Origin of the sequence: Kitasatospora arboriphila, from assembly GCF_039528095.1 — a bacterium.
GTDB classification, from domain to species: Bacteria; Actinomycetota; Actinomycetes; order Streptomycetales; family Streptomycetaceae; genus Kitasatospora; species Kitasatospora arboriphila.
In genome coordinates this window covers 83,961-109,882 of sequence record NZ_BAAALD010000006.1, presented here as the reverse complement: position 1 = coordinate 109,882, position 25,922 = coordinate 83,961, and the positions used below count along the sequence as shown (strand labels likewise).

Here is a 25,922-nt window from a genome sequence, read left to right as displayed (position 1 = left end):
AGGACGAACCCGCCATGACCGTCAACCTGAACGGCCGCCACTACCTGACCGACTTCGACTTCACCGCGGCCGAGATCCACCACCTGCTCGACCTCGCCGCCGAGCTGAAGGCCGCCAAGCGGGCCGGCACGGAGGTCCCGCGGCTGACCGGCCGCCGTCTCGCGCTGATCTTCGAGAAGAGCTCCACCCGGACCCGCTGCGCCTTCGAGGTGGCCGCGGCCGACCAGGGCGCCACCACCACCTACCTCGGCCCCGACAGCGCGCACATCGGCCACAAGGAATCCGTCGCCGACACCGCCCGCGTGCTCGGCCGGATGTACGACGGCATCGAGTACCGCGGCTACGCCCAGGCCACCGTGACCGAACTCGCCGAGCACGCCGGCGTCCCCGTCTACAACGGCCTGACCGACGAGCGCCACCCCACCCAGAGCCTGTGCGACGTCTTCACCATGCGTGAGCACAGCGGCAGGCCGCTGGAGCAGATCTCCTTCTGCTACCTGGGCGATGCCCGCAACAACACCGCCAACTCGCTGATGGCGATGGGCAGCCTGCTCGGCATGGACGTCCGCGTCGCGGCACCGCGCGAGCTGTGGCCGGACCCGTCCCTGGTGCAGGAGTGCCTGCTGCGCGGCGGGGACAGCGGCGCCCGGCTCACCCTCACCGAAGAGGTCGGCGAGGCCGTGAGCGGCGCGGACTACCTGTACACCGACGTCTGGGTCTCGATGGGCGAGGACCACAGCCGGTGGAAGGAGCGCATCGACCTGCTGCTGCCGTACCAGGTCAACGCAGGGGTCATGGCCGCGACCGGAAACCCCGGCACCGCGTTCCTGCACTGCCTGCCCGCCCTGCACGACCGCCGCACCGAACTCGGCGCCGAACTCGCCGAGCAGCACGGACTCGACGGCCTCGAAGTCACCGACGAGGTGTTCGAGTCGCCCGCGTCACTGGTCTTCGAGCAGGCCGAGAACCGCATGCACACCATCAAGGCGATCCTCGTCGCCACCCTCGGGAGGGACTGACCATGCGCATCGTCGTCGCCGTCGGCGGCAACGCCCTGCTCCGGCGCGGGGAGCACCCGGACGCCGCCGTCCAGCAACACCACGTCCACGACGCCGCCCGATCACTCGCCGAACTCGTCCTCGCCGGGCACGAGGTGGTGATCACCCACGGTAACGGTCCGCAGGTCGGCCTGCTCGCCGCCGAGAGCGAGACCGACCCGGCACTGACCGTGTCCTACCCGCTGGACGTCGTCGGCGCCGAGACCCAGGGCATGATCGGTACGCTGCTCGTCCGCGAGCTGACGGCCCGCCTGCCGGGGCGGAGCGTGACCGCACTGGTCACCCACACCGAGGTCGATCCGCAGGACCCGGCGTTCCGCCGGCCGAGCAAGTTCATCGGCGGTCAGCTGACCGACCGCCAGGCCAGGCTGATGGGAGCCGAACGCGGCTGGACCACCGCCCGCGACGGTGCCCGGCTGCGCCGCACCGTTCCCTCGCCCCGACCCGGGGCGATCACGGAACTGCCCGCGATCCGTGCCCTGCTGGCCGCCGGAACCGTGGTCGTCGCCGCCGGAGGCGGCGGTGTCCCGGTCGTCCGCGACCCCGACACCGGGCGCGTCCGCGGCGTCGAGGCCGTGGTCGACAAGGACCTCACCGCCGCCCTGCTCGCCGAGCAGCTCGACGCGGACGCCCTGCTGATCCTCACCGACGTCACCCATGTGTTCACCCGCTTCGGCGCTTCCCGCCCCGGCCCGCTCACCACGGCCACCCCCGGTGAACTGCGCGCACTCGACCTGCCCGAGGGCTCCATGCGTCCCAAGGCCGAGGCCGCGGCCGCCTTCGCCGAACGGACCGGCCACCTCGCCGTCATCGGCCCGCTGGACGACGCCCTCGGCGCGCTCCTCGGCACCACCGGCACCACCGTCCGCGCGCTGTCGCCGGCCGGGGACACGGGACGGAGGTCCGCGCCGACGGGACCTTCGGCCCTCGGCCCGGCAGTGTCCCGCACGGCTGTCTGAACCCACCCGGAAAGGAACTCTGATGAACCGTCTGCAGACCCGGCCCGCCCCCGGCGTCCTGGTGGAGACCCGCGGCGAGGTCACCCTGGCCGCGCCCGACTACGCGCGTACGAAGCTGCTCGCCGTGCTGGAGCGGCTCGACGAGCCCGTCCTCGCCGCCCGGGTGAAGCTCACCCAGGAGCCCAACCACGCGGTCTCCGAGCCCTCCCTCGCCCAGGCCGTGGTCGACCTCAACGGCAGGCCCGTACGGGCCCACGTGGCGGCCGCCACCATGCAGGAGGCGATCGACCTGCTCCAGGACCGGCTGAACGCGCGGATCGCCCGCGTGCGCAGGCACCACGACCACCACCGCCGGCACGGGACGGCCCCGGACGCCGGGGGCGACGGCAGCGGCCACGGGCACCGCCCGCAGCGGTCCGCCCGGGGCACCGGGGACCGCCGGATCGTGCGGCACAGGTCCTACAGCCCGGCACGGCAGACCGCCTGGGAGGCGGTGCTCGAACTGGAGGCGATGGACTACGACTTCCACCTGTTCACGGACACGGCGGGCGGTGGCGACAGCGTGGTGCACCGGGACGCCGACGACGGCGGGTACCGGCTGGCCACGAGCGGTCCCCGGGCCGAGCAGGTCCCGGGCCTGCCGGTGAGCACCGTCGGCGCGCCGGAACTCACCGTCGCCGACGCGGTCGAGCGCCTCGACCTGAGCGGTCTGCCCTTCGTGTTCTTCACCGACGCCGAGACCGGTCGCGGCAATGTGCTCCACCACCGGCACGACGGCCACTACGGCCTGATCACTCCCGTGTCGTAGCGACACGGAGCCGACCCGGCGGGCGTGGGGGCCGGCCGGGAACGGAACGCGGAACCGGGGGCGGCGTGGGGGCCGGCCCCGGCTCCTGCACGCCGCCGCGGTGCGGTCCCGGCCGGGCCGCTCCCGCGCAGCCACCGCCGCGGAGCTCGCCGCCGACCGAACGGGCCTTCCGGAAGGGACTTCGCGTCCACCGTCGATGACGCCCCCTCCCGGTCGTCGTCGGGTCGGCCCGCGGCCTTCGGCAGGTACCTGCAGGCGCCCGGATCGTGCCGTGCAGCAGCCGGGCTCCCCGGGGCCACAGGTCCCGGCCCGGATCCGGTTCCGGGGACCGATCGGCCCTGTGCCCGGGCGGTCGCAGCGGGTGACGATGGCCCGGGCCGCCGCGCGGCGGCCGTCCGGACCGATGCCGAGGAGGCAGCCGACATGCCCGCTACCCCAAGCACGCAGCCCGGCACCCCGTCCGAGGAGGAGCTGCGGTCGCTCGACGCCCACTGGCGGGCCGCCAACTACCTCGCGGTGGGACAGATCTACCTGATGGCCAATCCGCTGCTGCGCGAGCCGCTGCGCCCCGAGCACATCAAGCCGCGGCTGCTGGGGCACTGGGGCACCTCGCCGGGACTGAACCTCGTGCACACCCACCTCAACCGGGTCGTCAGGAACCGCGGCCTGGACGCGATCTGCGTCTGGGGCCCCGGACACGGCGGCCCGGCCGTGCTGGCGAACTCGTGGCTGGACGGCAGCTACTCGGAGACGTACCCGGACGTGAGCCGGGACGAGGCGGGCATGGCCCGGTTGTTCCGTCAGTTCTCCTTCCCCGGCGGAGTGCCGAGCCACGTCGCGCCGGAGACCCCGGGCTCGATCCACGAGGGCGGCGAGCTCGGCTACGCGCTCTCGCACGCGTACGGCGCGGCCTTCGACAACCCCGGTCTGCTGGTCGCCTGCGTGATCGGCGACGGAGAGGCCGAGACCGGCCCGCTGGCCGCCTCCTGGCACGGCAACAAGTTCCTCGACCCGGTGCACGACGGCGCGGTGCTGCCGATCCTGCACCTGAACGGGTACAAGATCGCCAACCCGACGGTGCTGTCACGCCTGCCCGAGGGCGAACTCGACGCCCTGCTGCGCGGCTACGGCCACCTCCCGCTGTACGTCACCGGCGCCGACCCGGCGGCCGTCCACCGGGCGATGGCGGAGGCCATGGACACCGCCCTGGACCGGATCGCCGCGATCCAGTACGAGGCCCGCACCGACGGGTCCACCCGGCGCCCGCACTGGCCGCTGCTCGTGCTGCGCACCCCGAAGGGATGGACCGGCCCGGCCGAGGTCGACGGCCTGCCGGTGGAGGGCACCTGGCGGGCCCACCAGGTGCCGCTCGACCACGTCCGGGACGACCCCGGGCACCTCGCCCAGCTGGAGGCCTGGCTGCGCTCCTACCGTCCCCGGGAACTCTTCGACGAGCACGGCGGGCCCGCGGCCGACGTGCTGGCGTGCATACCCGACGGCATCCGCCGGCTCGGGGCCAACCCGCACGCCAACGGCGGCCTGCTGCTGCGCGACCTGCCGCTGCCGGACCTGGACCGTTACGCGGTTCCGGTGGACAAGCCGGGCACCACCCGGCACGAACCGACCCAGGTCCTGGGCGGTCTGCTCGCCGACCTGATGGCCGCCACCGCCGACCGCCGGGACTTCCGCCTGGTCGGCCCGGACGAGACCGCCTCCAACCGGCTCCAGGCCGTCTACGCCGCCACCGGCAAGGCCTGGCAGGCCGACACGCTGCCCGTCGACGAACACCTCGCCCGGGACGGCCGGGTCATGGAGATCCTCTCCGAACACACCTGCCAGGGCTGGCTGGAGGGCTACCTGCTCACCGGGCGCCACGGCCTGTTCTCCTGCTACGAGGCGTTCGTCCACATCGTCGACTCGATGGTGAACCAGCACATCAAGTGGCTGCGCACCACGCGCGCCCTGCCCTGGCGGGCACCGATCGCCTCGCTCAACTACCTGCTCACCTCGCACGTCTGGCGCCAGGACCACAACGGCTTCTCCCACCAGGACCCGGGCTTCGTCGACCACGTCCTCAACAAGAGCCCCGAGGCCGTCCGGGTCTACTTCCCGCCGGACGCCAACACCCTGCTCGCCACCGCCGACCACGTGCTGCGCAGCCGCGACTACGTCAACGTCGTCGTCGCCGGAAAGCAGCCCTGCTCCGACTGGCTCACGCTGGACGAGGCCCGCACCCACTGCGCCCGGGGCGCCGGAATCTGGGAGTGGGCGGGCACGGACGACGGCGGCCGCGAACCCGACGTGGTCCTGGCCTGTGCCGGCGACGTCCCCACCCAGGAGGTCCTGGCCGCGGCCGACCTGCTGCGCCGCCACCTGCCCGACCTGGCCGTACGGGTGGTCAACGTGGTCGACCTGGCCCGGCTGATGCCCGCCGAGGAGCACCCGCACGGCATGCCGGACGCCGAGTTCGACGCCCTGTTCACCCGCGACAAGCCGGTGCTCTTCGCGTACCACGGCTACCCCTGGCTGATCCACCGCCTCGCCTACCGCCGGGCCGTCCACCCGCACCTGCACGTGCGCGGATACAAGGAGTCCGGCACCACCACCACGCCCTTCGACATGGTCGTCCGCAACGACCTCGACCGCTACCGGCTGGTCATGGACGTCATCGACCGCGTCCCCGGCCTCGCCGTCCGCGCCGCCGCCGTGCGACAGGAGATGGCCGACCGGCGAACCCGCCACCACGACTGGATCCGCGAACACGGCACCGACCTGCCCGAGGTCGCCGACTGGAGCTGGAGCGGCTGACCCGCGACATCAACACCCTCGGCGCCGCCCTGGACCGGGACCTTCGGGCCCGGTCCAGGCCTGCCCGGCCCCTGTCTCCGGCGGGCGCGCGCCGAGAACCTGTCCTGCAGGGACGAGGTTGCGCGCACCGGTGCCGCGCGACACCGAACGAAGGAGGATGTGACCATGACTCAGTCCGTGGTGGTGGGGGTCGACGGCTCCGCCGAGAGCACGGCGGCGGCCGAGTGGGCGGCCGGGCAGGCCCGGCGCAGCGGCCGGACGCTGCGGATGGTCCACGCCGGGGGACCGCAGGCCCCGCTGTCGGAGCAGCCCGGCGACCCGGCCGAGCCGCTGCCGGAGGAGGTGCGCGCGCTCCGCAACCGTCTCGTGGACGCACTGCCCGATCTGGAGATCCACTGCGAGCACGTGCCCGGGAACCCGGCCCACGCGCTCGCCGCCGCAGGGGAGCGGGAGGGGATGCTGGTGCTCGGTTCGCGCGGGCGGGGCGGGGCCGCGGGGCTGGTCCTCGGGTCGGTGGCGCTGCAGGCGGCGGCGCACGCCGCGTGCCCGGTGGTCCTGGTCCGGTCGGGCGCGGACGACGGCGGTACGGGCGGTGACGTGGTGGTCGGTGTGGAGGGCAGCAGGCCCTGCGACGAGGTCCTGGCCTTCGCCTTCGCGCGGGCGGCCGAGTACGGCACCGGTCTGCGGGCGCTGGAGAGCGTGACCCTGCCCGCCGGGCCCTACGTGACGGACGCTCCGATGGCCCGGCCGGAGATCAGGGAGTCGATGGCCGCGTCCGAGACGGTGCGGCTCCAGGACGCGCTCGCGCGCTGGCGGGAGAAGTACCCCGAGGTCAGGGCCGAGGCCGAGGTCACCGGGTGGCCGGCCGGGCGTGCCCTGGTCGAGGCGTCACGCTCGGCCGCCCTGGTGGTGCTGGGCCGCCGGACACCCCGGCTGCTCCCCACGGCCCCGCGGCTCGGCGGTACCGCGTACACGGTGCTGCACCACGCCCACGGCCCGGTCGCCGTCGTGCCGCACGAGTGAGCACGCCCGTACGCCTGTCTCCGGTGGCCCTGCATCTGTCTCCCGTGGCCCGGACCCCGGCGGTCCGGGCCGCGTCCGCGGGGCGCAGCGCAGGTGGGCCCTGGAGTCGGGGCCGCGCACGGCCGCGCTCACCGGAAGCGCCCGCCGGCCGCGCACCCGACGCGGCGCAGGCCTCAGTCGGCGAAGGTGTGGAGCACACCGGCCGGCCGCAGGTCCTGCCCCGGGTGCTCGAAGTGGTGCACCTGGGTGTCCGGACCGGGGAAGAACATCGACACCCGGTCGGTCTCAGACCACCGCACGTCCCACGGCGGGCTGCCGTCCGGGTGGTGCAGTGCCACGACCTCCCCGTCACGGCGCGCGGCGCCGGGCCGGGTGGCGTTCACGATGACCCGGTCTCCGATGTCGGCCTTCATGGCGGTCCTCCGTCCTCGAACCGTCCCGGGCGCTCCGGGCCTCCCCCCGGCTCCAGACCAGCAGGAGCCCGCCCGTGACGCCAGGGCCGGGCGGGCCCCGTGCCCGGGCCGAACGGCCTTGCCGGGCGGCGGGCCCGTCCGACCCGGGCATCGGGGCCGGTCGGCACTTGGGGCCGGCCGGCCCGCCGGACGAGGCTGAGAGTCGGGGACCGCCCGCACCGAGGAGACGGCCATGTCCACCCCGACGAGCGACGCACCGCGGCCGCTGCTGGCCGCCACCGGCGTCCGCAAGGTCTACCGGACCGGCACCGTCGAGGTGACCGCGCTGCGGGACCTCGACCTCACCGTCCTGCCCGGTGAGCTCGTCGGCGTGATGGGCCCGTCGGGATCGGGCAAGACCACCCTGCTCAACTGCCTGTCCGGGCTGGACGACATCGACGCGGGACGGGTCGAGGTCGAGGGCCGCGACCTGTTCGCCATGTCGGACGCCGAACGCACCGAGCACCGCGCCCGCGCGATGGGCTTCGTCTTCCAGGCCTTCAACCTGATCCCGGTCTTCTCCGCCGCCGAGAACGTCGAACTCCCGCTGCTGCTCACCGGCACCGCACCGCGCGAGGCCCGTGCCCGGGCCGAAGCCATGCTGGAACGCGTCGGCCTCGGCCACCGGACGACCCACCGGCCCAACGAACTCTCCGGCGGCGAACAGCAACGCGTGACCATCGCCCGTGCCCTGGTCGCCCGGCCCGCCGTGGTCTGGGCGGACGAACCCACCGGCAACCTGGACAGCACCATGGCCGCCCAGGTGATGGACCTGCTGCACACCCTCAACCGCGACGAGGGCCAGACCATCGTGCTGGTCACCCACGACGAGACCATCGGCGCCCGGCTGCCCCGCGTCATCCGGATGCGCGACGGGCGGCTCGTCTCCGACACCCGCCAACCCGAGCTGCAGACGGCGGGCTGACCATGTACCCGAACCTCCTCCTCCCGCTCCTCGGGGTCCTCGGGGCCGCCCTGCTGACGCTGCTGCTCGTCGCCGTCCGCAAGCCCGTGGTGCGGCGCCTGGCGCTGCGGCAGGTCGCCCGGCGCCGGACGGAGGCGGCCCTGGTCGTCACCGGCTCCGTCCTCGGTACCGCGATCATCGTCGGTGCCCTCGTCGTCGGGGACACCCTGAACTTCTCGGTCCGCCAGGAGGCCTACCGCACCCTCGGCCCGGTGGACGAACGGATCGTCAGCACCGACCCGGCGGCGGGGCGCGCGATCGCCGACCGGCTGCAGCCACTGGCCGCCGATCCCCACGTCGACGGTGTGCTCACCGCCGAGGTCGCGCAGGCCGCAGCGGTCAACACCCACGCCGCACAGCCCGTTGCCGAACCCCGGGTGCTCGCCTGGCAGCTCGACTTCGACGCCGCCGGACGGTTCGGCGCCGCCGGCGGACCCTCCGGGCTCGCCGGACCGGCACCGGCCCCCGGCCAGGTCGTCCTCAACGAACCCCTCGCCCGCTCGCTGAAGACCGGCCCCGGCCGTCCCGTCACGCTGTACCTGAGCGGGCACGCCGTCGAGTTCACGGTGGCCCGGGTCGTCCCGCAGCAGGGCCTCGCGGGCGCCGGACTCGGCGGTCGGGTCAACCGCAACGCCTTCCTGCCGCCCGGCACGCTGGACGCGCCCGGTGCCGGCCGGACGTACTCGGTGACCCTGGTGTCCAACCGCGGCGGCGTCGAGACGGGCGAGAGGCTCACCGGCCCCGTCACCGCCGAGATCCGCAGTGCGCTCGGTCCGGACGCCGGCCGGGCCGCCGTCGACACCCCCAAGCACACCGTCCTCGACCAGGCCGCCGCGACGGGCGACGCCCTGGGCGCGCTCTTCCTGATGATCGGCAGCTTCAGCATCATCGCCGGCGCCCTGCTGCTCGTGAACATCTTCGTGATGCTCGCCGAGGAGCGGAAGACCCAGCTGGGCATGCTCCGCGCGGTCGGACTCAAACGGGCTCACCTGATCGGCTCGTTCAGCATCGAAGGGGCCCTCTACGCACTGGCCGCCGCGCTGCCCGGCGTGGCCATCGGCATCGCCGTCGGCTGGGGCGTCGCCGTGGCCGCCGCCCAGATCTTCCGCAGCTGGTCGGTGGACGGCAGCGGCCTCGACATCGCCTTCGCCGTCACCCCGACCAGCCTGGTCAACGGCGCAGCCCTCGGCCTGGTGATCGCCCTGGCCGCGATCGTCGCCACCAGTGCACGGATCAGCCGCTTCAACGTCATCGCCGCCGTGCGGGACCTGCCGGTCGAGTCCGGCCGCCGGCCGCGCCGCCGCCGGGTCGCCGTCTCCACCGCCCTGAGCCTGCTCTGCGCACTGGCCGCCGTCCCGGCCCTCGCCCGGAGCCAGGCCGAACAGACCTACCTGCTGCCCGCGCTGGCCGTCGCGTTCGCGGTGCCCGCCGCGTCCAGGGTGATGCCGCGCCGGGCGGCCACCAGCATCGCGGCCGCGCTCGTCCTGCTGTGGACGCTGGCGGCGAGCGTGATCCGCCCCCGCGTCTTCGACACCCCGTCGATGGCCGTCTACGTCATCCTCGGCACCCTGGCCGCCTTCTCCGCCGTCGTCCTGGTCAGCGAGAACCAGCACGCCGTGCTGCGACCGCTGCGGCGCCTGATGAACCGCCCCACCCAACAGGGCATCGCCACCCGGCTCGCCGCCGCGTACCCGCTGGCCAAACGGTTCCGCACCGGATCGACCATGGTGATGTACACCCTGATCGTGCTCGTCCTGGTGCTGCTCACCGAGATCAGCGGCATCATGAACGCCAGCATCGACCAGGCCGCCGCCGACGCCACCGCCGGCTACACCCTCCGCGTGGACTACAACCCGCAGGCCGGAGGACCGAGCCCGCTGACCGGCCTGCGCACCGGACCGCTCGCCCGGCAGATCGAGGCCGTCGCCCCGCTGCTGCAGGCCCGCGGACAGGCCACCGACCCCGGCCACCGCACCACCGAGTCGCTCGAAACCGCCGTCGTCGGGGTGCCCGACGGCGCGACCAGCGGCATCGCCTTCCGCGACCGCCTGCCCGGCCTGCCCGACGACAAGGCCGTCTGGGACGCCCTCGCCACCCACCCCGACTACGTCGTCCTGGACAACTTCTTCGGCCACACCGGCGGCCCCAGCGGTCGGTTCTACGCCCCCGGCGACACCCTCACCCTCACCGACCCGGTCACCGGCCGAGCCGAGCCGAAGACCATCGCCGGCGTCCTGAACAGCGGCCTCGCCTTCTACCCCGGCACCGGGAGCAGCGCCACCGTCTACCCGCTGGTGATGGGTGAGCAGGCCGTCCGGACCCAGTTCGGCCCGCAGGCACAGACCGCCGCCGCCCTGATCCGCACCACCCCCGGCACCTCCCCGGAGGACCTGGCCGGCCAATTGCAGGGCAGCCACCTCTCCGCGAGCCTGGTCGCCACGCCGATCGCCGCCGACGTGCACCGGCTGTTCGCCGCCAACACCGCCTTCTTCCGGCTCATGCAGGGCTTCCTCGCCCTCGGCCTGCTGATCGGCATCACCGGGCTCGGCGTCGTCATGGTCCGCGCCGTCCGCGAACGCCGCCGCACCATCGGCGTGCTGCGCGCCCTCGGCTGCCAGGCCCGCACCGTCGAACGGTCCTTCCTGTGGGAGAGCGGACTCGTCGCCCTCGAAGGCACCCTGCTCGGCGCGGCCCTCGGCGTCCTCACCACCTGGCTGATGTACCAGAAGAGCTCCGCCTTCACCGGTCTCGACGGCGGCTTCCCCGTCGAATGGGCGCAGATCGCGGTCCTCGCCGCCCTCACCCTCGCCGCCTCCTTGCTCGCCGCCGCGGGCCCGGCCCGGCGCGCCGCACGGATCAGGCCCGCCCTGGCCGTCCGCCTCCCGGACTGACCGCCCTCAGCCGCCCGCCCTCAGCCGCCCGCCGGGCCCCGGAGCTCCGCTGCGACGGCCGCCGCCCACGCGTCCACCTCGTCCCAGTCCGTGTGCTCGCCGTACCGGCCGCCCATCAGCCGGAAGACCAGCCGACCGGTCGCCGGCCAGTGCTCCGGCGCGACCGCGCCCGCGAAGTCGTGCCGGCCGCCGGGTGCGACCGCGGCCAGGAGAGCAGCGGGCAACTCCGGGTCGGAGCGCGACTTGAGCCGCCGCAGGCACCGCGCCACGACCGGCGGGAAGGCACTGCTCCGCTGCCCGACCAGGCTCACACCGAACAGCCGGAGAGGCCGCTCGGCGAGCGCATCGGCATTCCGCCGGACGAACCCGACGGCCTCCGGCAGCCACCTGCCGTCGTGGACGGCGCTGCCCAGGACGGCGGCGTCGCAGTCCGGCAGGTCCGAGGACCGGTCCAGCGCGCGGAGGACCGTGCCGTGGCCGCAGGCCTGCAACCGGCCGGCGATCCGCTCGGCCACCCGCCGCGTCGAACCGTGCGCACTCGCGTAACCGATGAAGACCTGCACGACACCCTCCTGCTCCCGTGGACCCCGGTCCCTCCATCGCACACCCCGGCCTCCCCTGCAGGCAGGGACCGTTCGGCCCTGGGAACGGGACACGCGGCCCTGTCGCCGCGGACCGGACCGGGACGAAACTGGAAGCACAAGCCCGGCCGGCCCCTCAGGGGACCGATTCCGCGGGAGGCACACCATGACGAAGCAGCGGGTCCTCGTGGCGTACGGCACCAAGCACGGCGCCACGGCCGGCATCGCCGAGGAGATCGGGCGGGTCCTGGACGAGGAGGGCTTCGCGACCGAGGTCGTCCCCGCCGCCGAGGTCACCACCGTGGCGGACTTCGACGCCGTCGTCCTCGGCAGCGCGCTCTACATGAACCACTGGCAGCACGATGCGCTCCGCTGCGCCCACCGCCACGCCGACGAACTGGCACGGCGGCCCGTCTGGCTGTTCAGCAGCGGGCCGGTCGACAGCTCTGCCGAACAGCACGAGATCCCGCCGGTCGCCCAGGTGGCCGAGGAGTTGGAGCACCTCCACGCGCGGGGGCACGTCACCTTCGGCGGCAGTGTGACCGCCGAAACGCCGGGCTTCGTCGCGCGGAGCATGGTCAGGCACGGCAAGGGCGGCGACTTCCGGAGCCCCGAGCACATCCGGCGCTGGGCACAGGAGATCGGCGCCGAACTCCGCGCGGACGAAGCCGGCCCGGCCAAGGACTGACGGATCGTCACGACACTGCCCCGGCAGCAGACCCGAGGAGGCGTGCCATGCCCGCCGCATCCACTTCGCCCCGCCCGTCCGAGGCGGGCCGTCCGGTCCTCCGCCACCTGCGCCGGGCCGCCGGCCTCGACCGCAACCCGCTCTGCCGCACGGCGGACCGCGCCCGCAGCCGACTGCTCGTCGGCGCCGTGCTGCTCGCCGTCCTCTCGGTCGCCGCCGCCCTGGTGACCGCCCAGGTCCTGCTGCACGACATGTGGGCCGACGCCCGGCGGACGGCCGAGCACCGCCACCCGGCGACGGCCACCACCCTCGCCGCGGCCGTCGGCACCCCGGGCCGACCGCTCGACGCGGCCGGTGCCCCGGCGACCTGGGCCGTCGCCGGCGCGGAGCGGACCGGCACCGTCGCGGTGCCGAGCGGCACGCCCCCGGGCACGAAGGTGCCGATCTGGGTCGACGACACCGGAGCGCTCGCCGAACCCGCCCCGCCCGACAGCCAGTTGGCGGTGTCGGCGGCCAGCTACGGCCTGATGGCGCTGGCCGCCGCGGCCACCGTGTCCACGGCCGTCGTCGTCGCGCGCCGCAGCGTGCTCGACCACCGGGCCGCCGACGCCTGGGAGGACGACTGGAAGCTCGTCGAACCGCGCTGGTCCGGCCGCACCGACCACCCCGGCACGGGCGGCGAGCGCTAGGAAGGGCGCGTGGGTGGCCACCGTACGGACCAGGGGTGAGCCGGATTCGTCAGGAGCACCACTCCCGGACTGCGCAGTTCCCCCGGCCCGGCGGCCGGGAGGTGCCCCCACGCGCCCCTTGATGTGCCCACTCGGGCGCCCTGTGCAGGACCGGCCGTGCGGGCTGCGGGCCCATCTGCCTGGCCGGGCCTCCCGGGTGGGAGGACGGTGGAGGGAGCAGCGCCCGGGGCCGCACGAGCGGTGCAGGGCCGGACGGAGGGAGTCGCCATGTCCTTCACCGAGCCGCCGGTGTCCCCGGCGGAGGCACTGCTCGCCGACGGGACGACCGTCCTCGTCCGGCCCGTCGCTGCCGGCGACCGCGATGCCGTCCTGGACCTGCACGAACGCGGGATGTCCGAGGAGAGCCGCCGGATGCGGTTCCTCGGGACGAGCCGGCGGGCCCCCGGCGCCGTCGCCGACCGGCTGTGCGGCCCCGGCCGCGCCGAGGTCCTGGCGCTCGGAGCCTGGGCCGACGGCGACCTGGTGGGGGAGGCGGACTGCCAGGCCACCGAGCCGGGCGGCCGGAGTGCCGAGCTGGCGATGGCGGTCGCCGACGCCTGGCACCACCGCGGCGTCGGCACCCTGCTCGTCGAGCACCTCGTCCACGCCGCCCGCAAACGCGGCATCCACGAGTTCGTCGCCGACACGCTGGCCGGCAACCGGGCCGTGCACAAGGTCTTCTCCGACCTCGGGCTGCCCGTCCACCGGCACCTCGACCACGGCGAGATCCGGGTGCGCGTCCCGCTCGACGAGGACGACGAGGGGTACCTGCGCGCCGTCGAGGAACGCGGCCGGACGGCCGATCTGGCCAGCCTCGCCGCCCTGCTCCGCCCGCGGTCGGTCGCGGTCGTCGGCGCGTCCCGCCGCGCCGGATCGGTGGGCCGCACGGTGCTGCTGAAGCTCCGCCGCGGCGGCTTCACCGGGCCGGTGTGGGCCGTGAACCCGCACACCGGGGTGATCGCGGGCGAGCCCGCGTACCCGGGGATCGCCGTCCTGCCCGGGGCGCCGGAGCTCGCCGTGCTGGCCGTGCCGGCGGCGGCCGTGCCGGGCGCGGCCGAGGAGTGCGGCCGCGCCGGTACGAAGGCCCTCGTGGTGCTCGCCTCCGGCGTGGACGCGGCGCAGACACGGCAGTTGGTGGACAGCTGCCGGCGGCACAGCATGCGGCTGGTGGGGCCGAACAGCCTCGGCATCGTCCAGACCGACCCGGGGGTCCGGCTGGACGCCGAGTTCGGCGGGGCGTTCCCGCTGCCCGGCACCGCCGGGGTCGCCGTGCAGTCCGGAGGCGTAGGCATCGCCCTGCTGGAACGCCTCGCCTGGCTGGGCATCGGCGTCTCCACCTTCGTCTCGCTCGGCGACAAGTGCGACGTCAGCGGCAACGACATGCTGCAGTGGTGGGAGAGCGACGGCCGGACGGACCTGGCCCTGCTGCACCTGGAGTCCTTCGGCAGCCCGCGCGCCTTCGCCAGGACGGCCCGGCGGGTCACCCGGACCCTCCCCGTGCTCACCGTCGACGCCGGGCGTTCCGACGCGGGCCGGCGCGGCGCCGCCTCGCACACGGCCGCCGCCGCGACGCCGACCGTCACCCGGGAGACGCTCTTCCGCCTGGCCGGGATCACCGCCGCGCACAGCATCGCCGAACTCGTCGGGGCCGCAGCCCTGCTGCACGCCCAGCCGCTGCCCGACGGCCGCGGACGCGTGGCGGTGGTCTCGAACGCCGGCGGGATCGGCATCCTCGCCGCGGACGCCTGCGCCGAGGCCGGGCTCGAACTGCCGGCGCTGCCCGCGGACACCGTCGCCGAGCTGCGCGGCCTGCTGCCCGCCGGGGCGGGGACGGCGAACCCGGTCGACACCACGGCGGACGTCGACCCGGCCGTACTCAGGGCCTGCCTCGACGCGCTCGCGCGGGCCGACACCGTCGACGCCCTGCTGGTCTGCCTCGTGCCGACCGCGCTCGTCCAGCACGACGCCGACCGGCCGCTGCACGCCCTGCTGGACGGCCCGGGCCGACGGCAGCTGCCGGTCGCGGCCGTCCTGCTGGACCAGGAGGTGCCCGTCCGGTACCGGACCTGCGCGGACGGCGGACTTCTGCCCTCCTACACGGACCCGGCCGCCGCCGCGCGGGCCCTCGCCCACGCCCGGGACCGGGCGCGGTGGCTGGCCGAACCGCCCTCCGCCCCGGCCGCCCCGCCGGCCGCGGACACCGTCGGCGCCCGGGGCCTGGTCGACGCGTACCTGGCCGCCCGGCCCGACGGCGGATGGCTCGACCCGGAGACCACCGCCGACCTGCTCGGCCGCTACCGGCTGCCGCTCGCCACCGCCGTCCTGGCACGGAACGAGGACGAGGCCGCCGAAGCCGCCCGGCAGTTGGGCCCGCTCGGCCACGAGGGCCGCCTCGCGGCCAAGGCGTACTGGCCGGACCAGGTGCACAAGAGCGCCGAGGGCGCCGTCCGCCTCGGCATCGTCGGCGAGACCCGGGCACGGGAGTGCTACCGGGAGTTCCAGGACCGCTTCGGCGACCGGACGGCCGGCGTGGTGTTCCAGCCCATGGCCGCACCCGGCCTCGAACTGCTGGTCGGCGCGGTGCAGGACGAGGTGTTCGGGCCGCTGGTCCTGCTCGGCCTCGGCGGCACCGCGACCGACGTCCTCGGCGACCGCAGCACCCGCTTCGCCCCGCTGACCGAACGCGATCTGGAGACCATGCCCGCGGACCTCAGGGCGGCGCCCCTGCTGCTCGGCCGGCCCGGAGCGCCCGGCGTGGACCCGGCGGGCCTGCGCGGGGTGCTCACCGCGGTCTCCGCCCTGGCCTGCGACCTGCCGCAGGTCGTCGAGGTGGACCTCAACCCGCTGATCGCCCGGCCCGACGGGGTCCTCTGCGTCGACGCCCGGGTCCGGGTCGAGCCCAGGCCGTCCTTCGACCCGTACCTGCGCCGGCTGCGAGGGCCGGCCCGGGCAGGAGAGGCCGGAGAGACGGGCGGCGCGGGGGAGACGGGTGGGCCGTGAGGCGAACCGTCCCGCGTCAGCCGACCACGACGCGCTCGCCCGAGCGCGGCACCACGGCCGTCCAGCCGAGTTCGCGGTCGATCCGGTCGCGGAGGGCCTGCGCACCTTCGGGCTCGCCGTGCACCAGGTACGTGGCGCTCGGCGGCGGGGCGGCCCGCAGCCACTCGACGACCTCCGCCGCGTCGGCGTGGGCCGAGAAGGCCGGAACGTTCACCACCTCGGCGCGGACGGGCACGTAGGTGCCGTACATCTTCAGCACCCTGGCCCCGTCGACGAGTCGGCGGGCGCGGGTGCCCTCGGCCGCGTAGCCGACCACGACGACGGTGTTCCGCGGGTCGGGCAGCAGGCGCCGCAGGTGGTGCACGACGCGGCCGCCGGTGGCCATTCCGGAGGCGGAGACCAGCACGGACGGCACGGCGGAGCGTTCGAGGGCCAGCGACTCCTGGAGCGAGTGGACCAGCTCGAACGGCTCCGGGTCGAGGGCCGTCGTGTCGTCCAGCACGTCGGGCCGCAGTTCGGGCGAGCGGCGGGCGAAGGCGTCGCGGTACACCTGCAGCGCGGCCAGCGCCATCGGGCTGTCCACGTACACCGGGGCGCCGGCCGGCAACCGTCCGCTGCGGCGCAGTTCGGCGAGTTCGTGCAGGACGACCTCGGTGCGGTCGACCGCGAAGGAGGGGACGACGACCGTGCCGCCGCGGGCGAGGGTCCGCTCGACTGCGCGCGCGAACCACTCGCGGGCGGCGGTCTCCTCGTGGTGCCGGTTCCCGTAGGTCGACTCCACCAGCAGCACGTCCGCACCGGTGAACGGTTCGGGCCGGCGGAGCAGGGGGTGCACCGGGCGGCCCAGGTCGCCGCTGACGGCAAGGGTGTGCCCGTCCTCCAGGGTGAGGTGCGCCCAGGCGGAGCCGAGGATGTGCCCGGCCCGGTTGAGGCGCAGGACCGTCCCCGCCTCGATCTCGACGTCCGCGTCGAGCGGGACGGGGTCGAACATCCGCAGGGTGTTCTCGACGTCCTCGTCGTCGTACAGCGGCTCGGCGGGGCGGTGCTTGGACCAGCCGTGCTCGTTCGCGTGGTCGGCTTCCTCACGGAGCAGGTGCGCGCTGTCGCGGAGGATCAGTTCGGCGAGCCGGGCGGTGTCCGGGGTGGTCAGGACGGGGCCGCGGAACCCGTCGCGGACGAGCCTGGGCAGGTAGCCGCAGTGGTCCAGGTGGGCGTGGGTCAGGACGACGGCGTCGACGTCGGCCGGGTCGAGCGGCAGCGGACGGCGGTTGCGGCGGCGGAGTTCGGCGAGGCCCTGGAAGAGCCCGCAGTCGACCATGAGCCGCGCGTGGTCGGTCTCGACCAGGAACTTGCTGCCGGTGACGGTGCCGACGCCGCCGAGGAAGGTGAGCAGGCCGGGGCGTGGGGCCGGGGACGGGGGTGCGGTGGTGTTCACAGCGGTCCTCAGTCCGTGCGGTGCCGGGCGTGCTCCGCCGCCGCGACCTGCTGCTTGACGGCGGCGAAGCTGTCCGGGGTGACGGAGATCGAATCGATCCCGGCGTCGACCAGGAAGCGGGTGAACGCGGGGTCGTTGCTGGGGCGTTGGCCGCAGAGGCCGACGTGGCGGCCGGCCGCGTGGGCGGTGGCGATCAGTGTCTCGATGCTGCGGGTGACCGCCGGGTTGCTCTCGTCGAAGAGGTGGGCGAGCAGGTCGGAGTCGCGGTCGACGCCGAGGGTGAGCTGGGTGAGGTCGTTGCTGCCGACGGAGAAGCCGTCGAACCGCTGCGCGAACTCCTCCGCGAGCAGGACGTTCGCCGGGATCTCGGCCATCACGAAGACCCGGAGCCCGTTGCGGCCCCGGGCGAGGCCGTTCTCCGCCATGACCGCGAGCACGCGGTCGGCCTCCTCCGGTGTGCGGCAGAAGGGGATCATGACCACCAGGTTGGTGAGCCCCATCTCGTCACGGACCCGGCGCAGCGCCCGGCATTCGAGGGCGAAGCCCTCGCGGTAGCGGTCGTCGTAGTACCGGCTCGCGCCGCGCCACCCGATCATCGGGTTCGCCTCGACGGGCTCGAACGGGGCACCGCCGACCAGCCGGGCGTACTCGTTGGTCTTGAAGTCGCTGGTGCGCACCACCACCGGGTCGGGCCAGCGGGAGGCGGCGATCCGTGCGACGCCCTGGGCCAGCCGGTCGACGAAGTACTCGGTGCGGTCGGGGTGGCCGTCGCTCAGCGCGTCCACCAGCCGCCGGTCCTCGGGGGAGAGCCGGTCGGGGTGGAGCAGCGCCAGGGGATGCACCCGGACCTGGTGGGCCACGACGAACTCCGTCCGCGCGAGCCCCACGCCGTCCGCGGGCAGGCGCCACCAGCGGAACGCCGCGGCCGGGTCCGCCAGGTTCAGCATCACCTTGGTCCGGGTGGCCGGCAGCGAGCCGAGGTCGGTCTCCGACTCCTCGAAGTCGACGCGGCCGCGGTAGACGTGGCCATCGGCGCCCTCCGCGCAGGAGACGGTGACCTCCTGTCCGTCGTCGAGGACCTCGGTCGCCCGGCCGGTGCCGACCACGGCCGGTACGCCGAGTTCGCGGCTGACGATCGCCGCGTGCGAGGTGCGTCCCCCGTGGTCGGTGACGATCGCCGAGGCCCTCTTCATCAGCGGTTCCCAGTCGGGGTCGGTGATCGCGGTGACCAGGACCGCGCCGGCGGGGAAGCGGCCGATCTCGACCGGGCTGCTCAGCTTGCTGACCGGGCCTGCGCCGACGGCCTCCCCGACGGCGATGCCGTCCACCAGCCGCTCGCCGGTGCCGGTCAGCCGGTAGCGCCGCAGGACGGCCCCGCGGCGCCGCGACTGCACCGTCTCCGGCCGCGCCTGGACGACGAACAGCTGTCCGCTGCGGCCGTCCTTCGCCCATTCCAGGTCCATCGGGCAGCCGTAGTGCTCCTCGACGGCGACCGCCCACTCGGCCAGCCGCCGGACCTCGCCGTGGTCCAGCACCAGGGCGCCGCGCTCCTCCGCCGAGGTCTCGACGATCCGGGTGAGGCCCTCGTCGCCGTACACCGACTTGTGCCGCTTGGGGCCGCAGACCGCCTGCAGCACCGGATCGAGTCCCGGGTCCTTCAGCAGCGGCTTGAACACCAGGTACTCGTCGGGGTCGACCTGGCCGCTGACCACCGTCTCGCCGAGCCCCCATGCCGCACTCACCACGACGGCCTCCGGGAACCCGCTCTCCGGGTCCAGGGTGAACATCACGCCCGATCCTCCGAGGTCCGAGCGGACCATCAGCTGCACGCCGACCGACAGCGCCACCGCGAGGTGGTCGAACCCCAGCCGCTCGCGGTAGTCGATCGCCCGGTCGGTGAACAGCGACGCGAAGCACCGCCGGCAGGCGTCCAACAGGGCCTCGGGCCCGCGGACGTTGAGGTAGGTCTCCTGCTGCCCGGCGAAGCTCGCCTCCGGCAGGTCCTCGGCAGTGGCGCTGCTGCGCACGGCCACGTCGGGGTCCGTCCGGCCCGCCTCCCGGCCCAGCCGCGCGTACCCGTCCGTGAGTTCCCCGGCCAGCGCCTCGGGCAGAGGCGTCGCCAGGACGGCGGCCCGGACGGCGGCGCCGACGTCGGCGAGCGGGGCGCCCTCGCGCAGCCGGTCGAACTGCGCGGCGACCTCGTCCCGCAGACCGCCCCGGGCCAGGAACTCGCGGAAGGCGTCGGCCGTCGTGGCGAAGCCGTCTGGCACGCGGACACCGGCCGGCCCGAGGTGCCCGACCAGCTCTCCCAGGGAGGCGTTCTTGCCCCCGACCAAGCCGACGTCGCCCCGTTCGAGGTCGGCGAACCGGATCACTCGGCGCATGGCTCCTCCCGGACGGTTCAGTAGGGCAGTGGGCGGCCCGACGGCGTACGCAGGTCGAGCGGCGGGAGCCGACGTGGCCGGGGGCCGGGCCGCCCGGCGATCCTGATCCGCAGCATTGCTGCCACCTCCTCGGCGGGCCCTTCGACGGTTGCCGGTGGTTCCACCTTCCGTCCGGCTGCTGTCAGGCTTCCAGGGCCCCGTGGCCCGGACCGGTGGGCCGGACGGCCCACCGCCGCCGGTCACCCGGGGTGACGCGTGCCGTCCTGCGGAGGGCGGCCGTGTCCCGCGGCGATGCGCTGCGCGTGCGCCACGATGTCGGCCGCCGCGTGCTCCCCGACACCCAGGGCGTGGATCAGCCGATGGGCGCTCCAGCCGTGCCGGGCGAGCAACACCGGCAACGGGTGGTGGCCGGTCTCCTCGCCGGCCGGTGCGGGCGCCGAGGGTCGTACGGCCGCCGGAACGGCCGCCGCGCCGGCCCTGCGGCGGACGACGGCCCTGCGGAGCTCGTCCGCACCCCAGACCACCAGCGGGAAGGGCAGCAGCACGGCCAGCTGCGCCGGGCCGAGGGCAGCCGTGCCGAACAGGCCGTGCAGGGCGGGGACGTAGACGATCGTGGCCGCGAACGCCAGCGAGAAGACGATGCCGCCGAGCAACTGGCGGTTGCTGAACACCCCGATCGACCGCAGGGAGGCCCGGTCGGTACGGGCGGCGAACGCCGTGCCGATCTGGCAGGCCACGATGCCCAGCCAGGCGACGGTGGTGGCCTGCCGGTACAGCTCGTGCAGGGGGGCGCCGGGGCCGGTGGGGTCGCCGGGGTGCCAGCCACCCGCGGTCAGGGTGAGGAAGTAGCCGCCCATGACGAGCGCGGCGGAGATCAGACCGAGGAATCCCCAGGCCCTGGCCAGCATGGCGGGCCGGATCACCTTCTCCGTGCGCGGCCGTGGCGGACGGTCCATCAGGCCCGGTTCGGCGCGCTCCCGGCCGAGGGCGAGTGCGGGCAGGGTGTCGGTGCCGAGGTCGACGGCGAGGATCTGCATCACCGTCAGCGGCAGCGGGACGGCACCCCCGGCCAGGGCGAAGACCAGGAAGGGCACCACCTCGGGCACCGCGTGCGCGAAGATGTAGACGATGAACTTGCGGATGTTGTCGTAGGTGCGGCGGCCCTCCTCGACCGCGGCCACGATGGTGGCGAAGTCGTCGTCGGTGAGCACCATGGTGGCCGATTCGCGGGCGACCTCGGTGCCGGAGCGGCCCATGGCGATGCCGATGTCGGCGCGGCGCAGCGCGGGCGCGTCGTTGACCCCGTCCCCGGTCATGGCCACGGTGTTGCCCTCCGCCCGCAGGGCGTCGGCGATCCGCAGCTTGGACTCGGGCGAGGTCCGGGCGAAGATCACCTCCTCGCCGCGGGCGAGCAGGGCGTCCAGGTGGTCGTCGCTGAGGGAGTCCAGTTCGGTGCCGGTGACGATCCGCATGCCGCGGTGGCCGATGCCGACCTGTTCGGCGACGGCCGCGGCGGTCAGCCCGTTGTCGCCGGTGACCACGTGCACGGTGATGCCGGCGCGGTGGGCACGGGAGATGGCGTCGGCGACCTCGGGCCTGGGCGGGTCGGCCATGGCGACCAGGCCGAGCAGACACAGGTCGTGTTCGGCGTCCTCGCGGCGCCGCGGCGCCGGCACCCCGGGGCGGAGCGGCCGCACGGCGACCGCGAGCACTCTCAGGCCGCGCGCCGCCAGCCGGCCGATCTCGTGCACCACGGCCGTGCGGTCCGCGGCGGTCAGAGCCCGTTCCGCTCCCCGGTCGTGCAGCGTGGCGGCGTGCGCGAGCACCTCCTCCGGCGCTCCCTTGGTGTGGATCACGGTCCCACCGCGGCCCCGGTCGGCCGTGGTCATCAGCTTCAGACGGGGATCGAACCGGAACACCGCCAGTCGGTTGCCGTCCCGGTCCCCGACCCGGCAGGGCACGCCGAAGCGGTGGGCGAGGTCGAGCAGTGCCAGCTCGGTCGGGTCGCCGTGTGCGGTGGCCGGGTCGGCGGTGGTGCAGGCCGCGGCCGCTGCGGCGAGCTCGCGCAGCTGGGCGTCGCCGGGTGCGGTGCCGTCGGCCGGGGCTTCGCCGGCCGGCGTCCACACGGTGGTGACCCGCATGCGGTTCTCCGTCAGGGTGCCGGTCTTGTCGGTGCAGACGACGGTGGTCGAACCGAGGGTCTCCACCGCGGACAGCCGTTTGACGACCGCCCCGCGCCGGGCCAGGTCCCGCACACCGGAGGCGAGGGCGAGCGTGATGGTCGGCAGCAGGCCCTCGGGCACGTTGGCGACCAGCAGGCCGACGGCGAAGGTCACCGCGGCGGTCAGCGACAGGCCGGCGGCCAGACCCATCGGCAGGAAGGCCAGCCCGACGCCCACCGCGATCACCGCGATCAGCCGGGCCACCCGTTTGACCTGGTGCTCCAGCGGGCTCTCCTCGCGGCGGGTGCGCTGGCTCAGGGCGGCGATCCGCCCGAGTTCGGTGTGCATTCCGGTGGCCGTCACCACGGCCAGCGCCTGGCCGCCGGTGCAGGCCGAGCCGGAGAACACCAGGTCGCGGGCGTCCAGCAGGGGACCTGCGACGTCTGTCGTCTCGGCGGAGCGGAAGACCGGGACGGACTCGCCGGTCAGCGCCGACAGGTCGACCTCCACGCCGCCGGACAGCAGCCGGGCATCGGCGGACACCCGGTCGCCCTCCTCGACCACCAGGATGTCGCCCGGCACCAGCGCCGTGGCCGGGACCTCCCTGCGGACGCCGCCGCGGACCACGGTGGCGTGCTCCGGCAGGAAGTCGGCCAGTGCCTCCACGGCCTGCTCGGCCTGACGCTCCTGCACGAAGGCGAGCAGGGCGTTCAGCACGATGACCGCGGCGATCGCCACCGCCAGCGCCGGTGCGCCGCTCACCAGGGCGAGCACGGCCGCCAGCGCGAGCAGCACGGCCAGCGGGTGGGTGAACTGCTGCACCAGCTCGCCGGGCCAGCGCCGTCCGCCCCGACGGGCCAGCGTGTTCGGCCCGTGGACGGTCAGTCTCCGGCCCGCCTCCCGCTCGGCCAGGCCGTCCGGAGAAGTCCGCAGGTCACGGAAGAGCAGCGTGACCGGCTCGCGCGGGTCCGGGCCTTCCGGCCCGGTCCCCACCGGGGGTGACCGGAGGGTGCCGGCCCGTTCGCCGGACATGTCAGCGGCGGTGGTCGGCGGGCGGCGGGACGGTGACGACCGGGCAGTGCGCGTGGTGCAGCAGCCCGTGCGGGACGGAGCCCAGACGCATGCCGGTGAACCCGCCGTGGCCGCGCCGGCCGACCACCACGGCCAGGGCGTGCGCCGACGCCGCGGCCAACTGCTCGACCGGGTGCCCCACCAGCACCTCGTGGGTCAGCCGGACGTCAGGGTACGACTCGCCCCGCCCGGCCGCGGTCTCGGACAGCTGCCGCCGGAGGGTCAGCACGGCGGTGCGCTCGTCGATCGGCAGGATCAGCGGACGGTGCCACGCCCACACGGCCCGCAGCTCCGCGCCGCGCCGCGCTGCCAGGCCGAAGGCGAAGTCCACGGCGGCGGCCGACGAACGGCTGCCGTCCACCCCCACCACCACGTACGGCGGCTGCTCGGTCGAGTGCTCCGGTGCACCGACCACGACGACCGGGCAGTGCGCCTGGGCGCTCAGCGGGACGGTGACCGAGGATGCGCTCAGCCACTCCTCGGCACGGCTGAGCCGCCGCGACCCGACGACCACCAGGTCGGCGCGCCGGGACTCCTCGCACAGGACCTGGTCCGTGACACCCTCGACGGTGGCGGTCGTGATCTCCAGGGCCGGGTGGCGTTCACGGGCCAGAACGGCTGCCTTGTCGAGGACGACGCCACCCTCGCGGTGCTGCTCCTTCAGGCTGCCGACCCACTCGGCGCCGGTGAAGCCGTAGGGCGCCGGAGACACGGCATGGACCAGCCGCAGCGGCCGGCCCCACCGGTCGGCCTCGTCCGCGGCCCAGGCCACCGCTGTCGGGCTCGGAGACGGGCCGTCGACGCCCAGCACGATCGGACGGTGTGCAGCAGCGGATCCCATGGCTTCCTCCACCCGTGAGCGGCCAGTGTCTCGCTGCCACGCTACGGTCGGCCCCGGCCGGCACGGGAGGGCCGACCGGCCCCGCCCGCCGGGCCGGTGTGCACTCCCGGTGGGCTCGTCCACGGCGGCCGGGCAGCCCCGCGGCGCCCGTGGCCGGCAGTCCGCCCGTGTTCCTCCGCAGGAAGGGCCCTTCCGTCGGCGTTCCACCGCGTGCCGGAAGGTTGGAGGGCCGAACGGCCCCGTCCACGGGGTACCCACGGGCCCGCCGGGGCACAACCGGCCGGCCCTGGCCGCCACCCGGCCGATGCGCTGTCCTGGGAGCAGAAGCCCGCGTCCCCGCGGGCGGCCCGGAGCACGGAGGACCGCCATGGCGCCCCCGACCCACCCGACGACCACCGCGGCCGGACGGTCGATCCTCGTCACCCGTGCCGACACCGCCGCCGCCGGCCGCACGGTGGTGCTCGACCTCGGGGGTTCCGGGCGGGCCGTGCTGACGTGTGCCGAGGCCAGGCAGGTGGCCGCGGGCCTGGTCCGCGAGGCGGCCGACGGGGACCCGCGCGGTGCGGGGCGCACCGAGGCGGTCCACCTGCGCGACGACCAGTACGCCGTTTCCGTCCGCGGTCATGTGCTCACCGTCGACCAGCCGGTAGCCGCCGGCGGCGCCGACACGGCACCGACACCGCTCGAACTGTTCACCGCCTCCCTCGCCGGCTGCGTCGCCCACTACGCGGGTCGTTACCTGGCCCGGCACGGCATCGACCGCGAAGGGCTGCGGGTGACCGTGGACCACCGGATGGCGACCGACCGGCCGGCGAGGATCGCCTCGGTGGAGGTCCGGATCGTCGCCCCCGGGCTGCCGGGGGAGCGGACCGCCGGGCTGCTCGCCGTGGCGTCGCACTGCACCGTCCACAACACGCTGACCCACCCGCCCGAGGTCACCTTCGCGGTGAAGGAGGCCGAGCCGTGCGCGTCGCGGACCTCATGATCTCACCCCCGGTGACCGTCCCGCCCGACAGCACCGCCGCCGAGGCGGCACGGCTGATGGCGGACCGGGCGATCGGCTGCGTCCTGGTGGCGGACAGCCGTGCCCTGCTGGGCGTCCTCACCGACCGCGACCTCGTCGTCCGTGTGCTGGCCGGAGACACGGACGCCAACACCTCGGTCGCCAGGCTGATGTCGGCCCCGCCCCTGACCGTCGACGCCGACGACGAGCTCACCGCCGCCTACCGGACGTTCCGCCGCACCGGGGTGCGCCGCCTGCCCGTCCTGCGCGACGGCGTGCCCGTCGGCGTCATCACCGTCGACGACCTCTTCCTCGACGTCCTGCAGCACTTCGCCGACCTGCTCGGCCCGGTCTCCCGCAGCACCCTGCACGACGAGGCCGCCGTGCCACCCCCGGAAAGGACCATGCCATGAACGACACCTGGAGCACCGTCGGCGACGTGATGACCCATGCGGTCGTCGCCGTGGGACGGGACGCGGACTTCCGGGAGATCGCCGACACCCTGCAGCAGTGGCAGGTGAGCGCCGTACCCGTGCTGACCGGCGACGGGCGGGTGATCGGCGTTGTCTCCGAGGCCGACCTGCTGACCGCCCAGGACCGCGAACCCGAGACCTACCAGGGCATGACCGCCGGCGGCATGATGACCGCGCCGGCCGTGACCGTCCACCCGGACAGCCCCATCGCCGAGGCCGGCCGGTCCATGGCCCGGATGCACCTCAAGCGCCTGCCGGTCGTCGACGCCGAAGACTGCCTGGTCGGCATCGTCAGCCGGGGCGACCTGCTCAAGGTCCACCTGCGCGAGGACAAGGAACTGGCCGGACAGGTCCGCTTCGAGCTGATCGCGGCCCTTCACCCGGCGGACGCCTCCGGCCTCGACGTGCAGGCCGAGGACGGGCGGATCACACTGTCCGGCACGCTCCCCGACACGGCGACGGCCGCGCTGCTGGAACACCTGGTGAAGGGCGTGCCGGGCGTCGTCGACGCCGAAGTCCGGCTGGGCGTCCCGGCCTGAGCGGTACGGGGAGCGGACGCGCAGAATCGGGGAAGAGACGACACAGGTGCAGGG

At 74.9% G+C, this 25,922-nt stretch carries 19 protein-coding genes; 13 read left to right on the top strand and 6 right to left on the bottom strand.

Going from position 1 to position 25,922, the window contains the following annotated elements; all coding sequences use genetic code 11:
• Nucleotides 1-14 precede the first annotated feature (14 nt).
• The 5 genes from argF (at nt 15) to ABD353_RS05335 (ending at nt 6,656) form a co-directional block, all read left to right on the top strand.
• Nucleotides 15-1,019 (top strand): ornithine carbamoyltransferase, encoded by a 1,005-nt coding sequence (argF, locus tag ABD353_RS05355; RefSeq protein ID WP_344622298.1) that lies wholly within the window; start codon nt 15-17, stop codon nt 1,017-1,019.
• 2 nt (nt 1,020-1,021) lie between these two features.
• A complete protein-coding gene (locus tag ABD353_RS05350) occupies nt 1,022-2,017 on the top strand; it encodes a carbamate kinase (RefSeq protein WP_344622297.1) in 996 nt (331 codons plus the stop codon).
• A gap of 22 nt (nt 2,018-2,039) precedes the next feature.
• Entirely contained in the window at nt 2,040-2,825 is a 786-nt protein-coding gene (locus ABD353_RS05345; protein WP_344622296.1) for a ribosome hibernation promotion factor, read from the top strand.
• Between the two features lie 423 nt (nt 2,826-3,248).
• Nucleotides 3,249-5,633, top strand: a complete 2,385-nt coding sequence (locus ABD353_RS05340; RefSeq protein WP_344622295.1) for a phosphoketolase family protein — start codon at nt 3,249-3,251, stop codon at nt 5,631-5,633.
• 165 nt (nt 5,634-5,798) lie between these two features.
• Entirely contained in the window at nt 5,799-6,656 is an 858-nt protein-coding gene (locus ABD353_RS05335; RefSeq protein WP_344622294.1) for a universal stress protein, read from the top strand.
• A 173-nt stretch (nt 6,657-6,829) separates the two neighbouring features.
• On the opposite strand, the gene ABD353_RS05330 is transcribed toward ABD353_RS05335, so the two are convergent.
• Nucleotides 6,830-7,069, bottom strand: a complete 240-nt coding sequence (locus tag ABD353_RS05330) for a DUF1918 domain-containing protein (RefSeq protein WP_344622293.1) — start codon at nt 7,067-7,069, stop codon at nt 6,830-6,832.
• 232 nt (nt 7,070-7,301) lie between these two features.
• Between ABD353_RS05330 and ABD353_RS05325 the strand changes: the two genes are divergently transcribed.
• Both ABD353_RS05325 and ABD353_RS05320 read left to right on the top strand, forming a co-directional pair.
• A complete protein-coding gene (locus tag ABD353_RS05325; RefSeq protein ID WP_344622292.1) occupies nt 7,302-8,033 on the top strand; it encodes an ABC transporter ATP-binding protein in 732 nt (243 codons plus the stop codon).
• Between the two features lie 2 nt (nt 8,034-8,035).
• On the top strand, nt 8,036-10,963 hold the full coding sequence (locus ABD353_RS05320; protein ID WP_344622291.1) for an ABC transporter permease: 2,928 nt from the start codon (nt 8,036-8,038) through the stop codon (nt 10,961-10,963).
• Nucleotides 10,964-10,983: 20 nt separating this feature from the next.
• Here ABD353_RS05320 and ABD353_RS05315 read toward each other — a convergent pair whose 3' ends face one another.
• A complete protein-coding gene (locus ABD353_RS05315) occupies nt 10,984-11,526 on the bottom strand; it encodes a flavodoxin domain-containing protein (RefSeq protein WP_344622290.1) in 543 nt (180 codons plus the stop codon).
• Between the two features lie 184 nt (nt 11,527-11,710).
• Here ABD353_RS05315 and ABD353_RS05310 point away from each other — a divergent pair, with 184 nt between their 5' ends.
• From ABD353_RS05310 to ABD353_RS05300, 3 genes are all read left to right on the top strand, one after another.
• Complete coding sequence (locus tag ABD353_RS05310) at nt 11,711-12,232, top strand: flavodoxin domain-containing protein (RefSeq protein WP_344622289.1); 522 nt, start codon at nt 11,711-11,713, stop codon at nt 12,230-12,232.
• A gap of 47 nt (nt 12,233-12,279) precedes the next feature.
• A complete protein-coding gene (locus ABD353_RS05305) occupies nt 12,280-12,921 on the top strand; it encodes an Rv1733c family protein (RefSeq protein ID WP_344622288.1) in 642 nt (213 codons plus the stop codon).
• 267 nt (nt 12,922-13,188) lie between these two features.
• Complete coding sequence (locus ABD353_RS05300; RefSeq protein WP_344622287.1) at nt 13,189-15,960, top strand: bifunctional acetate--CoA ligase family protein/GNAT family N-acetyltransferase; 2,772 nt, start codon at nt 13,189-13,191, stop codon at nt 15,958-15,960.
• A 16-nt stretch (nt 15,961-15,976) separates the two neighbouring features.
• Here the strand turns inward: ABD353_RS05300 and ABD353_RS05295 are convergent, their stop codons facing one another.
• The 4 genes from ABD353_RS05295 to ABD353_RS05280 all read right to left on the bottom strand — a co-directional run bounded on the left by ABD353_RS05295 (nt 15,977) and on the right by ABD353_RS05280 (nt 23,853).
• Nucleotides 15,977-17,395, bottom strand: coding sequence for an MBL fold metallo-hydrolase RNA specificity domain-containing protein (locus tag ABD353_RS05295; protein ID WP_344622286.1), 1,419 nt, complete (start codon nt 17,393-17,395; stop codon nt 15,977-15,979).
• Between the two features lie 8 nt (nt 17,396-17,403).
• Complete coding sequence (gene ppsA / locus ABD353_RS05290; RefSeq protein WP_344622285.1) at nt 17,404-19,779, bottom strand: phosphoenolpyruvate synthase; 2,376 nt, start codon at nt 19,777-19,779, stop codon at nt 17,404-17,406.
• Nucleotides 19,780-20,018: 239 nt separating this feature from the next.
• Entirely contained in the window at nt 20,019-22,934 is a 2,916-nt protein-coding gene (locus ABD353_RS05285; protein ID WP_344622284.1) for a cation-translocating P-type ATPase, read from the bottom strand.
• Between the two features lie 40 nt (nt 22,935-22,974).
• A complete protein-coding gene (locus ABD353_RS05280; RefSeq protein WP_344622283.1) occupies nt 22,975-23,853 on the bottom strand; it encodes a universal stress protein in 879 nt (292 codons plus the stop codon).
• 367 nt (nt 23,854-24,220) lie between these two features.
• On the opposite strand from ABD353_RS05280, the gene ABD353_RS05275 reads away from it, so the two are divergent.
• Genes ABD353_RS05275 through ABD353_RS05265 form a run of 3 tightly spaced genes read left to right on the top strand, consistent with a single transcriptional unit; the run spans nt 24,221 to nt 25,868 of the window.
• A complete protein-coding gene (locus ABD353_RS05275) occupies nt 24,221-24,838 on the top strand; it encodes an OsmC family protein (protein ID WP_344622282.1) in 618 nt (205 codons plus the stop codon).
• On the top strand, nt 24,817-25,269 hold the full coding sequence (locus tag ABD353_RS05270) for a CBS domain-containing protein (RefSeq protein ID WP_344622281.1): 453 nt from the start codon (nt 24,817-24,819) through the stop codon (nt 25,267-25,269). The genes ABD353_RS05275 and ABD353_RS05270 overlap by 22 nt, the downstream gene beginning before the upstream one ends.
• Nucleotides 25,266-25,868 (top strand): CBS domain-containing protein, encoded by a 603-nt coding sequence (locus tag ABD353_RS05265; protein ID WP_344622280.1) that lies wholly within the window; start codon nt 25,266-25,268, stop codon nt 25,866-25,868. The genes ABD353_RS05270 and ABD353_RS05265 overlap by 4 nt, the downstream gene beginning before the upstream one ends.
• Nucleotides 25,869-25,922 lie beyond the last annotated feature (54 nt).

What these genes read in the sequence shown, in the direction of transcription:
- ABD353_RS05265 (WP_344622280.1), top strand. Translation starts at nt 25,266, where the DNA reads ATGAACGACACCTGGAGCACCGTCGGCGACGTGATGACCCATGCGGTC.
- ABD353_RS05300 (WP_344622287.1), top strand. Translation starts at nt 13,189, where the DNA reads ATGTCCTTCACCGAGCCGCCGGTGTCCCCGGCGGAGGCACTGCTCGCC.
- ABD353_RS05325 (WP_344622292.1), top strand. Translation starts at nt 7,302, where the DNA reads ATGTCCACCCCGACGAGCGACGCACCGCGGCCGCTGCTGGCCGCCACC.
- ABD353_RS05280 (WP_344622283.1), bottom strand. Translation starts at nt 23,853, where the DNA reads ATGGGATCCGCTGCTGCACACCGTCCGATCGTGCTGGGCGTCGACGGC.
- ABD353_RS05350 (WP_344622297.1), top strand. Translation starts at nt 1,022, where the DNA reads ATGCGCATCGTCGTCGCCGTCGGCGGCAACGCCCTGCTCCGGCGCGGG.
- ABD353_RS05320 (WP_344622291.1), top strand. Translation starts at nt 8,036, where the DNA reads ATGTACCCGAACCTCCTCCTCCCGCTCCTCGGGGTCCTCGGGGCCGCC.
- ABD353_RS05310 (WP_344622289.1), top strand. Translation starts at nt 11,711, where the DNA reads ATGACGAAGCAGCGGGTCCTCGTGGCGTACGGCACCAAGCACGGCGCC.
- ppsA (WP_344622285.1), bottom strand. Translation starts at nt 19,779, where the DNA reads ATGCGCCGAGTGATCCGGTTCGCCGACCTCGAACGGGGCGACGTCGGC.
- ABD353_RS05305 (WP_344622288.1), top strand. Translation starts at nt 12,280, where the DNA reads ATGCCCGCCGCATCCACTTCGCCCCGCCCGTCCGAGGCGGGCCGTCCG.
- ABD353_RS05345 (WP_344622296.1), top strand. Translation starts at nt 2,040, where the DNA reads ATGAACCGTCTGCAGACCCGGCCCGCCCCCGGCGTCCTGGTGGAGACC.
- argF (WP_344622298.1), top strand. Translation starts at nt 15, where the DNA reads ATGACCGTCAACCTGAACGGCCGCCACTACCTGACCGACTTCGACTTC.
- ABD353_RS05330 (WP_344622293.1), bottom strand. Translation starts at nt 7,069, where the DNA reads ATGAAGGCCGACATCGGAGACCGGGTCATCGTGAACGCCACCCGGCCC.
- ABD353_RS05340 (WP_344622295.1), top strand. Translation starts at nt 3,249, where the DNA reads ATGCCCGCTACCCCAAGCACGCAGCCCGGCACCCCGTCCGAGGAGGAG.
- ABD353_RS05335 (WP_344622294.1), top strand. Translation starts at nt 5,799, where the DNA reads ATGACTCAGTCCGTGGTGGTGGGGGTCGACGGCTCCGCCGAGAGCACG.
- ABD353_RS05275 (WP_344622282.1), top strand. Translation starts at nt 24,221, where the DNA reads ATGGCGCCCCCGACCCACCCGACGACCACCGCGGCCGGACGGTCGATC.